Genomic DNA, 11,500 nt, shown 5'->3' on the forward strand with positions numbered 1-11,500 from the left:
GCTCAGCGGATGGAATCCAGCAGCTCGCGGAGGGCATCCCGGGTCGGCCCGGTCGAATCGCGGACCACCGACTCCAAGATGCCCTTCGCGCGGAACAGGGTGGAGGGCTCCACCTCCACCAGCGCGGACAGCGCGGCGCCCTGAAGCTCGGGCGCCGCCGCCGGGCCCAGCTGGCCCTTCAGCAGGAAGAGGGCCTCCGCCGGTGGCGCCCCCAGCCGCAGCAGCGCCACGGCGGCATGGGCCGCCACGGAGGGGCTCGGATCCTTCAGCGAGTCCCGCAGGGCCGTGAGCGCGTCCTCCGACACGGGGCCCGTCAATCCCAGCAGGGCCACGGCCTCCAGGCGACTGGGCGGCTCCGGCTCCTCCAGCGTGCGCAGCAGCGCGGGCTCCAGGTCGGTCAGCCTTGGGAGGGATTGGCCTCCCTGGCGACGCTCCTCCACCAGACTTCGCAGCGACACGATGGCCAGGTAGAGGCGCGCGCCCTCCGCCTTCCGCACCTGCTCCACCAGCCGGGGCGCCGTGACCTCCGGCGCCAGCGGGGCGAGTGAGCCCAACGACTCCACGGCCGCGATGGCCACCGGCTCCTCGTCCTCCAGCAGGGCGAACAGCCGGGGCAACCACGGCAGCGCGGCCTGACCCACCCGTCCCACCACGCGCGCCATCGCGCTCCGCACGGAGGCGTGGGGATGCTCGAATGCGCCGTCCAGGACGGAGAGCCGCGAGGGGTCCACGCGGCACACGTTGGCCAGCACCTGCGCCGCGTGCTCCACGTCCTGCCCTTCGGCCTCCACCCGCGTCACCGCTTCCAGGACGGCCTGGACGGCGGTGCTGGCGAGGCCCGCCTGCGGAGGCCACCAGCAGGCCTGCAACAGGGACAGGAGCGGCGCGACGACCTTGGACCCGGGCCGGCCCAGCTCCTCCAGCAGCGCGCGGGCAGTCCGCTCCCGCGCATCCACATCCCCGGTGCCGAGCAACTCGCCCAGGGCCTCCTGCGCCTCCTCCCGCGCCCCGGCATCGCGCGAGGCGAGGCGGACAAGCCATTCAGCAACGGTCGGGACACGACTCAAGCGGGGCTCCTCACGGCGCGGGGTCGAGGGATCATCCCGCGACACCCACGGCCCGTCACGGAGGAACAGCGGTGACGTGGCCCTCCGCGTCCACGTCGAAGTGGAGGGTGCCCCGGTTCTTGCCCACCACGTAGAGGGCGTAGCGCCCCCCGGGTTGGAGCGCCCGGGGCTCCTCCACCGCCATGAACCCCGTGGGAGGCTCCCCGTAGGTGAGCGTTCCCACGCTGTTGAGGTCGCCGAAGGGTTCCGCCCGCAGGTGCCAGAAGACCTCTCCGGCCCGGTCCAACACCTGGACGGTGTTGTAGCGGGGACGGTCCGGATGCTCGGGGTCCTCCACCTCGAAGCGAGGGGCGGGCAGCTGCTGCGCGCCCGCCGCCAGGGTCACCTGGATGACCGGACGGCAGGCGGTGAGCAGCAGCAGCAACAGCGCCGAACACCACCACGGACTGGCCCCACGCGGCGACGTCATGGACTAGGGCGCTCCCTTGCCGGCCCGCACCTGCGCGAGCGCGTCGTTCAGCTGGGCCGTGTAGTCCTTGCCGTTGTAGCGGAAGGTCGCGCCGGGGTTGTCGAAGAACCCCGAGAGCTGGGCCTGCTGGAGGAACTCCGCCTGCTGCTCCGGGTTCAAGTCCTTCCAGGCCTTGCCCGCGTCCAGGCCCTTCTCGAAGTCGTAGCCGTCCCCGATGTACTGGGCCACGAGCGCCTCGCTCATGTAGTCCGTGCCGCCGTTCTGGTGCTGCCAGACGTGCGCCGACTCGTGCACCAGCAGGTCCGGCGTCAGCGGCATGTTCTCCGGCGGGATGTAGATGGTGTTGCCGTGCGTGAACGCGCGCCCGGTGGTGCTGAACAGGCCGGAGCTGCCTTCCTTGATGCGCATGGCCGAGTAGTCGATCTTGTCCCCGTACACCTTGCGCAGCGTCTCAATCTCCGTGGAGCTGAGCTTGCGCGCCGGAGGCTCCAGGCCAATCAGCGTCTGGATGCCGCTGACCGCGCGGCCCGCGAGCATCAGGAAGGCATCCACGGGCGTCTGCACGAACGTCTTCAGCAACCCCAGGCCCATCTGTTTGAAGCCTTCCCCGAACTTCCCCTGGAAGAGCTTCCCGATGCCGCCGAAGAAGGTCCCGATCCCTTCCCCGATGTTGCGCACCGCGCCCTTCGCGGCGCTGACGATGCCCGTGGCCATGCTGCGAACACCGTCGAACACGCGCACGGCGACCGTCTTCACCGCGCCGCCCACCGCCTTCGCCGCGGTGCTGATCGCGCCGCCCACGGCGGTCGCGGCGCTCCCCACGGCCTTCACCGCGGTGCTGACCGCGCTGCCCACCGCGTTCGCCGCGGTGCTGATGGCGCCACCCACGGCCTTGCCCACGGTGGAGACCGCGTCGCCAATCGCCTTGAACGGGTTCCAGAACTCGACCTGCGTGTCCTTGCCGTCGACCTTGATGATGCCCTTGTCGTTCTCCGCGCGGATGTCCGCCACCTGCTTGGGGGACAGCTTCTCGCCGGACAGGATGCGGCGGAACAGCTCGCCCTCGTCGCCCTGGGTGTCCTGGGTGTTGAGCTTCGTGTCCAGGTGGTGGCCCGCCTCCTCCACGAAGGTGGAGGCCGCCAGCGACGGATCCAACGACTCGTTGATCAACACCGTGCCGGACGCGGCGTCATACGCGCCGTTGGCGCCCTGGAGCGTCTCCGCGGAGACGAGCTTCACCGGGGGAAGCCAGCCGAAGTCACCCTTCTGCGCCTGCTGCCGGAACTGTTCGGCCTGCGCGGCGTTGTAGCCCTCGCCGTACACGGTGCGCATCGTGTCGTGGAACTTCTGCTTGTCCGACGACAGCGCTCCGAACTCCCGCTGGAACGTGGCCGTCAGGTCGGGCGACTTGCCGACGAACGCACTCTGTTCGGAGAAACCGGCCCGGCGCGCGGTGGCGCCGGAGGTCGTCGTGGTGGCGGCATTGCCCGCCGTGCGCGCTGGAGCACTTCCCGCCGGCGTGAGCGCCTTGCGAGGCTCCAGCGGCGGAAGCTTCGTCTGAATCCGCATGATGTTCTCCCCCTCTTCTGGTGCAGCTGAGAAAGCCCAGCATACATCGGAAGCCTGGAGACACATCAAGCCGGGGAGGCTTTCAGACCTGGGCCATCTGGATGAGGTTGCCGCAGGTGTCCTCGAACACGACGGCGGTGACGGGCCCCAGCAGCGTGGGCTTGCCCCGGAACACCACGCCCAGCTTCAGCATCCGCTCATATTCCGCGTGGCAGTCATCGACGGCGAACGACGCCAGGGGGATGCCCGCGTCGAACAGCGCCTTCTGGAACACGCGGGCGGCGGGCAGGCCCAGGGGCTCCAGGAGGAGCTGGGTCCCCTCCTGTTCATCGGGCGACACGACGGTCAGCCAGCGGAACTCCCCCATGGGGATGTCCACCTTGGTCACGAAGCCCAGCACCTCCGTGTAGAACTGATGGGCCCGGGCCTGGTCGTCCACCATCACGCTCGTCAGGTTGATTCGCATTCCATGTCTCCAGCTGGCTACATCGGGTGGATCTTCAATCAACAGGGTGCGCGCTCAGCGAGAAGTCCGCACCGCGCAGCTTGAGCGCGCAGTCCACGGCGGGCGCACGCGTGGGGTCGCGCAGGAAGGCCATGGCGATGCCCAGGCCGCACGGGTGGAACGAGGCCCCGTGGCTGCGGCCCCGCATCTCCACGGAGTACGCCCGCGGCATGGCCGACAGCAGCCGGCGGCTCCACTCTGGCGGCGTGTCCGGGTCGAACTCTCCCGCGAAGATGAGCGTGGGCACGTCGCTGTTCACCGGCGTGTTCTCCACGGGCGAGGCGGCGGTGACGTTCCAGGCGCGGCACTCCTCGGGCGAGGCCGCCGCCTCGTCCACGCCGCCCAGCCCCAGGGCGGGAGCATGCTGGGCGGCCATGCGGGCCGGGTTCTCGAAGGGAAGCTCCTCCGCGCACCACACCGAGTAGCGCAGGCCAAAAGCGAAGGTCGCCGGCCCCTGGTTGTCCTGCACCAGGCGCGTCAGGCGTTCGAAGCGCCCCTCCGACGCGTCTCCAATGACCTTCGGGATGAGCGGAATCGCAGCGGGGTCATGCAGCGCCGAATAGAGCGCCTCCACCACCTGCGCGCCCCGGACCTCCACCGGCCTGCCCCCCGTCGCCGCGGCGTCCAGCTTGAGCGGCAGGGGCCGGCGGTCCGCGGCGGCCACCAGCTTCGCGAAGCGCGCGGGCAGGTCGGGATACAGCGTCCCGCATTCGCGGTCCACGGCACACCCGTCGAACACCAGGTGGAGCGAGCGGAGCAGGTTGACCCCCGCGACCTCGTCGAAGTTCACCTCCGGCGGCAGCACCGAATCCAGAAGCACGCTGCGGACCCCGGCGGGATGCCGGCGCAGCACCGTCAACATCAGCCGCGTGCTGTACGACATGCCGAAGAGGTTCCACGTCTTCAATTGCAGCAGCTTGCGCAGGTCCTCGATGTCGTCCGCGGTGGCTTCGGTGGTGTAGCCGTCCAGGTCCACGCCCGAGGCCGTCAACGTCTCACGGCAGCGTCCCAGGGCCTTCGCCAGCGCGGTGGTCGCCGCGGCTCCACGCAACCGGCCCGCGGCCTGCTCCCCCTTGAGGGCGTTGATCTCGGGACACTCGAGCGCCGGCTGCGCGAACTTCGCGCCGCGCTGCTCCAGCAGGATGTAGTCGCGCTCGTCCAGGAACGGGTTCCCCTTGCCGGAGTTGCGGTGCTGGACCGCGCTGCCTCCGGGGCCTCCGGGCATGAACAGCACCGGGTCCGTCGCGGGCTTCGCGGCGCGGCTGCGGAAGATCATCACGGGGAGGAGGATGGAGCGGCTGTCCGTCTTGTGTCGGTTCTCGGGCACCACCAGCAGGCCGCAGTCGATGCGCTCCCCGGCAACCACCTCCACCGGGCAGGCGCCGCGCTCGAAGCGGGGGACGGACGGGGGCGGAGTGGCCTGGGCCCAGGCTCCCCACGACAGACACCCCATCACGACGACACAGCTCCAGGGCACGCGCATGCGGTCCGTTAAACCAAGCGGACCCGTATCAGGTCCACCCGTCTCTCGCTCAGCGGTGCCGCGCGCCGTGCCGGAAGCAGTCGACCACGTGGTCGTCCACGAGCCCCGTCGCCTGCATCCACGCATAGACGATGACCGGCCCCACGAACTTGAAGCCGCGCTTCTTGAAGGCCTTGGAGAAGTCCTCCGACAGCGCCGTCTTCGCCGGCACATCGCCCTTCCCCGTCCAGGTGTTCTTGAGGGGCTTTCCGCCCGCCCGGGTCCAGACGAACGTGGAGAAGTCCTCGCCCGCCTCCGCCATGGCCAGGTACGCGCGGGCGTTGCCGATGGTCGCTTCAATCTTGGCGCGCGAGCGGATGATGCCCGCGTCGCCCATCATCCGCGTGACGTCCTTCTCGCCGAACCTCGCCACGACGGCCGGGTCGAAGCCCTGGAACGCCTTCCGGAAGGCCTCGCGCTTGCGCAGGATGGTGATCCACGCGAGTCCCGCCTGGAAGCCCTCCAGCATCAACATCTCCCAGAGCGTGCGGCTGTCGCGCAGCGGCACGCCCCACTCCTCGTCATGGTAGGCCTGATACAGCGGATCGCTTCCGGCCCAGGCGCAACGCTGTTGCATCGGTGGGGTCCTCATGCGGGTCGGGTCAGCAGCGCGAACAGGCCATCACTCCACAAGCGACCGCGCAGCCCGGGCACCAGGCGCTGCCAGTAGACACTGCTGCGCGGGATGCGGCCGGGCAACGGATAGTCGAAGTCGATGGACTGGAAGCCCGCCTCCTTCGCCATGCGCCGCGCGTCCAGCTCCGTGATGGGCGTGATGTGCCCCGAGTCCCGGTAGTCCTGCTCGCAGAACGCGGGGAAGTAGCCCCGCACCAGGAAGGACAGGCGCGCGGTCAGGCTGTCGTTGTTGGGCGTGGTGAGGAACAGGTGGCCTCCGGGACGCAGCACCCGGAAGGCCTCCTTCACGAAGTGGCGGGGGTTGGCCAGGTGCTCCAGCACCTCGATGGCGAACACCCAGTCCACCGACGCGTCCGCGCAGGGCAGCGCGTCCCGGGACACGTCGCACAGGTGGAACTCCACGCCGGGCAGGCGGCTGGCTCCCGCATCGTGGATGTCCGTGCTGAGCACGCGGTCGATGTTGGGGTTGTGTTGCAACCTGCGAATCCAGCCGCCCTGGCCCGAGCCCACGTCGAGCACCACGCCTGACGCGCGCTGTCCCGCCACGACCCAGGCCGCGTCCCGCAGCGGCTCCGGGGACAGCCCCTCCTGCCGTTGGGCATAGGCGGCGGCATCATGGCCCAGCGGTCCCGTGTTGCTCCTTGCGTCCGAATCCATGCGCGCAAGCTTGCCCTGAGTCCCGGGGCGCGGGAAGCAACCCGGGAGAGAGGCGACCGTCCGCCGTGGAAGGTCGACTATCATCCGCGCGCGCAGCGTCACCAGGAGGCAACCGCATGGGACAGGAAGTGGATGTCATCGTCGTGGGCGGCGGGCTCGCGGGCCTCGTCGCCGCGACCGAGCTGGCGGATGCCGGCAAGCGCGTCGCCGTCGTGGACCAGGAGGCCGAGCAGAACCTGGGCGGACAGGCGTTCTGGTCCTTTGGCGGCCTGTTCCTGGTGGACTCGCCCGAGCAGCGGCGCATGGGCATCAAGGACTCGTACGCGCTGGCCCTGGAGGACTGGATGGGCACCGCGGGCTTCGACCGCGAGGAGGACCACTGGCCGCGCAAGTGGGCGGAGGCCTTCGTCGGCTTCGCCGCGGGCGAGATGCGCTCCTGGCTGCACCAGCAGGGCATGACCTGGTTCCCGGTGGTGGGCTGGGCGGAGCGCGGCGGCTACGGCGCGGTGGGCCACGGCAACTCCGTCCCCCGCTTCCACGTCACCTGGGGCACGGGCCCCGGCGTGCTGGAGCCCTTCGTGCGCCGCGCGAAGGCCGCGCAGGCCGCGGGCAAGCTCACGTTCCTGTTCCGCCACCGCGTGGACGAGCTGCTCGTCACCGCGGGCGCCGTCGTCGGCGTGCGGGGCATGAGGCTGGAGGCCACGGACGTTCCGCGCGGCGTCACCAGCTCCCGCAAGACGGAGGGTGACTTCGAGCTGCGCGCGCAGGCGGTCATCGTCACGTCCGGCGGCATCGGCGGCAACCACGAGCTCGTGCGCAAGAGCTGGCCGAAGAGCCTGGGCACCGCGCCCAAGTTCATGGTCCAGGGCGTCCCCGACCACGTGGACGGCCGGATGATCGCCATCACCGAGGCGGCGGGAGGACGGCTCATCAACCGCGACCGCATGTGGCACTACACGGAGGGGCTGCGCAACTGGAACCCCATCTGGCCGCGCCACGGCATCCGCATCCTGCCGGGCCCCAGCTCGCTGTGGCTGGACGCCACCGGCAAGCGCCTGCCGCCGCCGCTGTACCCCGGGTTCGACACGCTGGGGACGCTCGAGCACATCATGAAGACGGGCCATGAACACACCTGGTTCCTGCTCAACCAGCAGATCATCAAGAAGGAGTTCGCGCTCTCCGGTTCGGAGCAGAACCCGGACCTCACCGGCAAGGACTGGCGGGGCGTGCTCAACCGCGCCATCGGCAAGAAGGCCATGGGCCCGGTGGAGGCGTTCAAGGAGAAGGGCGAGGACTTCGTCGTCGCCGGGAACCTGCGCGATCTGGTCGCCGGCATGAACGCGAAGACGGAGACACCGCTGCTGGACTACGCCACCGTGGAGCGCGAGGTGCTGGCGCGCGACGGCCAGCTGGCCAACCCGTTCGGCAAGGACCTGCAGATCGCCGCCATCCGCCAGGCGCGCAACTACCGGGGCGACCAGCTGGTGCGCACCGCGAAGCTGCACCCCATCCTCGACCCCAAGTCGGGGCCGCTCATCGGCGTGAAGCTGAACATCCTCACGCGCAAGACGCTGGGCGGCTTCGAGACCGACCTCGCCGGCCGCGTCTTCAACGCCCAGGGAGAGACCATCCCCGGGCTCTACGCGGCGGGCGAGGTGGCCGGCTTCGGAGGCGGCGGCGTCCATGGCTACCGCGCGCTGGAGGGGACGTTCCTCGGCGGCTGCATCTTCTCCGGCCGCGCCGCGGGCCGCGACGCCGCGAGCCGCGTGTAGCCGCTCCCGGCGGGCCGTGGCCCTCAGGACTTGAAGGGCCACGGCGAAGGACGCATCCCCGCCTGCCAGTTGTCGTTCCGGCCGTCCCAGTACCCGATGGTGAGGTGGGTGGGGTCCACGTCATCCAGCGTGTTGATGTTGACCGAGCAGAACACCCCGCCGAGCTCGGGAAGGTCCCCCTCACTGAAGCAGTGGACGCCGCAGCGCTTGCAGAAGCTGCGGTGGTTGGGGGTGCCCTCGCGCCCGTACTGGCTCAGCTGCTCCTTGCCCGCCAGCAGCCGGAAGGCAGCCGGCTTGATGATCGTCCCCGTCGTGCCGTACTTCGTGCAGAACGTGCAGTTGCAGCGGCCCACGTTGGAGAGGTCCAGGTCGGCCTCGTAACGCACGGCGCCACAGCTGCAGCCGCCCTGGTAGGTCTGCACGCCGCTGTAGCTGCGCGCGCCGTTCTGGCCCGGGGTCTTCTGAACGTCGTTCTGGGTCTGGGTCGTCATGGCGAAATCTCCTGTGCCGCGTTGAAGGAACCCGACCCTTATCCCCCCAGGCAGTGACAGCCTTATGTCAGGTTTCTGGGGGCCCCTTTCCAGGGCTCCGCTTGAACCGCCGAGCGGATGGGACAGAGTCCCGCCTTCGCCAACCCTGGAGGACGGATGAACGCCTGGAAGTTCCTGCCCCCCCTGCTCGCCGTGACGCTGCTGGGTCCCCTGCTGATGGGGGCAGCCGCGCCCAAGCCCGTGCAGCGGCCCTCGAAGCAGTACACGATGAAGCAGTTCATGGGGACGACGGTGGTGAGCGGCCCCGTGTTCGCCTCGGACGAGCAGCGGATCCTCTTCTCGTCGAACGCCACGGGCATCTTCAATGTCGCCAGCGTGCCGGTGGGCGGCGGCAAGCCTGACGCGCTCACGCGCTCCAAGACAGACGGGGTGCGCGTGGTGGCCACGTTCCCGGGCGACAACCGCTTCCTCTTCGAGCGCGACCGGGGCGGCGATGAGCAGACGCACGTGTACGTGCGCACACCGGACGGCAAGGAGCGCGACCTCACCCCCCTGAAGAAGGGCGTGGCCCACTTCCTGGGCTTCAGCAAGGACGAGACCGCCTTCTACGTCACCACCAACGAGCGCGACGAAGGCGCCATGGACGTGTACCGCCATGACGCGAAGACCTACGCGCGCACGCTCCTGATGCAGAACGACAAGGGCTTCAGCGTGGTCGCCGTCGCCCCCGACGAATCGTGGGTGGCCCTGGACGAGGCGCTCACCACGTCCGACGGCAACGTGTGGCGCTACGACGTCGCGACGAAGACGCTGAAGAACCTCACGCCCCACCAGGGCGTCGCGAGCTATTCGGTGGCGGACGTCGACCCCGCGTCCGGGCAGCTGTACCTGCTCACGGACGACGGCTCGGAGTTCACCCGCCTGGTGCGGCTGTCGAAGGACGGCGCGAAGCTGGAGGAGGTGGAGAAGGCGGACTGGGACATCGTCGCGTCCACCTTCTCGCGCACCGGCGCCTATCGCGTGAGCATCCTCAACGTGGATGCGGGCACCGAGGTGCGGCTGCACGACATGAAGACGGGCACCCAGGTCGTCCTGCCCCAGCTCCCCGACGGGATGATCTCCGAACTCGTCTTCGCGCGCGGAGAGAAGCAGCTCGCCTTCCTGCACGAGGGGGACCGCTCGTCCGCGAACCTGTATGTCTATGACCTGGCCATGAAGAAGGCCACGCGCCTGACGGACACGATGAGCAAGGAGCTGGATCCGGAGGACCTGGTGGACTCGCAGGTGGTGCGCTTCAAGTCCTTCGACGGGATGGAGATCCCCAACCTGCTGCTCAAGCCGCACCAGGCCACGCCCGAACACAAGGCGCCCGCGCTCGTCTGGGTGCACGGCGGGCCCGGGGACCAGACGCGCAAGGGCTACGCCGACTTCATGCAGTACCTGGTGAATCAGGGGTACGTGGTGCTGGCCATCAACAACCGGGGCAGCACCGGGTACGGCAAGACGTTCCAGCGCGCGGATGACCAGAAGCACGGCAAGGAGCCGCTGCGCGACGTCGTGGAGTCCCGGAAGTACCTGGCGAGCCTGCCGTACGTGGACGGCTCGCGCGTGGGCATCATCGGCGGCAGCTACGGCGGCTACATGGTGCTGGCGGCGCTCGCCTTCCACCCGGACGCCTTCGACGTGGGCGTGGACGCCTTCGGCATCTCCAACTGGCTGCGCACCCTGAAGAGCATGCCGCCGGAGTGGGGCGCCTTCCGTCAGGCCATGTTCCAGGAGGTGGGTGACCCGGAGAAGCAGGAGGCGATGCTCAAGGAGATCTCCCCCCTGTTCCACGCGGAGAAGATCCGCAAGCCGCTGTTCGTCATCCAGGGCGCCAATGATCCGCGCGTCCCCAAGGCGGAGTCGGACGAAATCGTCGCCGCCGTGAAGAAGACCGGCACCCCCGTCGAGTACCTCCTCCTCCCCGACGAGGGCCACGGCTTCAAGAAGAAGAAGAACGAGCTGCTGGTGAACGAGCGCGCCCGGAAGTTCTTCGACCGCTACCTGAAGCCGGCGGTGGCCCCGGCGGTGGCCCCGGCCCCGAAGCCCTGAGCCCCGGGGCGGCGATCTTCACTCCGCCCCGAGCAGCACGACCTTGCCCACCGTGTCCCGGCCCTCCAGCCGACGGTGGGCCTCCTCGGCCTGGGACAGCGGCAGCGCAAGGCCCACCACCATGCGCAGCCGCTTCGCCAGCACCTCCTGCAACAGCGCCTCACGCGCCCGGCGCTCCACGTCCGGCGGCGTGGGCGTGCGCAGCCAGTAGGCGCTCACGGTGAGCGACTTCGCGTAGAGCGAATCCACCTCCAGGTGCGGCGGCGGGCCGCTGGCGTTGCCGTAGCTCACCAGGTGGCCGAAGGGCGCCAGCGCCTCCATGCTGGCCTTCCACGTGCTCGCGCCCACCGAATCCAGCACCCGCTCCACGCCGCGTCCCTGTGTCAGCGCCTGGACCCGCGCCGCGACGTCCTCGTGGTCGTAGCGGATGATCTCGTCCGCGCCCACGTCCCGCGCGAGCTTCGCCTTCGCCTCGCCCGACACCGTGCCGATGACCCGCGCCCCCGCCGCCTTCGCGAGCTGCACCGCGAGCAGCCCCACGCCTCCGGCCGCCGCGTGGACGAGCACCGTCTGCCCCGCCTCCACCCGTCCCACGGTGTGCACCACGTGGTACGCCGTCAGCCCCTGCACCAGCAGCGCCGCCGCCTCCACGAACGACACCTCCGGCGGCAGGGCGAGCAGCCCGGACACCGGCGCGAGCGCCGCCTCCGCGTAGGCC

At 69.9% G+C, this 11,500-nt stretch carries 11 protein-coding genes; 2 read left to right on the plus strand and 9 right to left on the minus strand.

Features of this window, described 5'->3' with window-relative positions; genetic code table 11:
* Nucleotides 1–2 precede the first annotated feature (2 nt).
* The 7 genes from D7V97_RS01350 to D7V97_RS01380 form a co-directional block, all read right to left on the minus strand.
* On the minus strand, nucleotides 3–1,067 hold the full coding sequence (locus tag D7V97_RS01350; RefSeq protein ID WP_147444639.1) for a HEAT repeat domain-containing protein: 1,065 nt from the start codon (nucleotides 1,065–1,067) through the stop codon (nucleotides 3–5).
* A gap of 55 nt (nucleotides 1,068–1,122) precedes the next feature.
* Nucleotides 1,123–1,536 carry a hypothetical protein gene (locus D7V97_RS01355; RefSeq protein WP_120608753.1) on the minus strand — a complete coding sequence of 138 codons (414 nt, stop codon included), beginning with the start codon at nucleotides 1,534–1,536 and terminating at the stop codon, nucleotides 1,123–1,125.
* Nucleotides 1,537–1,539: 3 nt separating this feature from the next.
* Entirely contained in the window at nucleotides 1,540–3,105 is a 1,566-nt protein-coding gene (locus D7V97_RS45255) for a hypothetical protein (protein ID WP_199728668.1), read from the minus strand.
* An 82-nt stretch (nucleotides 3,106–3,187) separates the two neighbouring features.
* Nucleotides 3,188–3,571, minus strand: a complete 384-nt coding sequence (locus D7V97_RS01365; protein WP_120608754.1) for a VOC family protein — start codon at nucleotides 3,569–3,571, stop codon at nucleotides 3,188–3,190.
* Nucleotides 3,572–3,605: 34 nt separating this feature from the next.
* A complete protein-coding gene (locus D7V97_RS01370; protein ID WP_158623238.1) occupies nucleotides 3,606–5,093 on the minus strand; it encodes an alpha/beta fold hydrolase in 1,488 nt (495 codons plus the stop codon).
* A gap of 49 nt (nucleotides 5,094–5,142) precedes the next feature.
* Nucleotides 5,143–5,709, minus strand: a complete 567-nt coding sequence (locus D7V97_RS01375) for a DNA-3-methyladenine glycosylase I (RefSeq protein WP_120608756.1) — start codon at nucleotides 5,707–5,709, stop codon at nucleotides 5,143–5,145.
* Nucleotides 5,710–5,720: 11 nt separating this feature from the next.
* The gene (locus D7V97_RS01380) at nucleotides 5,721–6,425 is read right to left on the minus strand and encodes a bifunctional 2-polyprenyl-6-hydroxyphenol methylase/3-demethylubiquinol 3-O-methyltransferase UbiG (protein WP_158623239.1); all 705 of its coding nucleotides are present in this window, start codon (nucleotides 6,423–6,425) and stop codon (nucleotides 5,721–5,723) included.
* A gap of 116 nt (nucleotides 6,426–6,541) precedes the next feature.
* On the opposite strand from D7V97_RS01380, the gene D7V97_RS01385 reads away from it, so the two are divergent.
* Nucleotides 6,542–8,197: an FAD-binding dehydrogenase gene (locus tag D7V97_RS01385; protein ID WP_120608758.1), complete on the plus strand. Its 1,656-nt coding sequence runs from the start codon at nucleotides 6,542–6,544 to the stop codon at nucleotides 8,195–8,197.
* Nucleotides 8,198–8,220: 23 nt separating this feature from the next.
* On the opposite strand, the gene D7V97_RS01390 is transcribed toward D7V97_RS01385, so the two are convergent.
* A complete protein-coding gene (locus tag D7V97_RS01390; protein ID WP_120608759.1) occupies nucleotides 8,221–8,688 on the minus strand; it encodes a GFA family protein in 468 nt (155 codons plus the stop codon).
* Nucleotides 8,689–8,844: 156 nt separating this feature from the next.
* Here D7V97_RS01390 and D7V97_RS01395 point away from each other — a divergent pair, with 156 nt between their 5' ends.
* Nucleotides 8,845–10,782 (plus strand): alpha/beta fold hydrolase, encoded by a 1,938-nt coding sequence (locus tag D7V97_RS01395; protein WP_120608760.1) that lies wholly within the window; start codon nucleotides 8,845–8,847, stop codon nucleotides 10,780–10,782.
* 18 nt (nucleotides 10,783–10,800) lie between these two features.
* Here D7V97_RS01395 and D7V97_RS46580 read toward each other — a convergent pair.
* A partial coding sequence (locus tag D7V97_RS46580) for a zinc-binding dehydrogenase (protein WP_120608761.1) occupies nucleotides 10,801–11,500 on the minus strand: 700 nt, incomplete at its 5' end.

It is taken from the genome of Corallococcus sp. CA053C (assembly GCF_003611675.1).
Classification (GTDB): domain Bacteria; phylum Myxococcota; class Myxococcia; order Myxococcales; family Myxococcaceae; genus Corallococcus.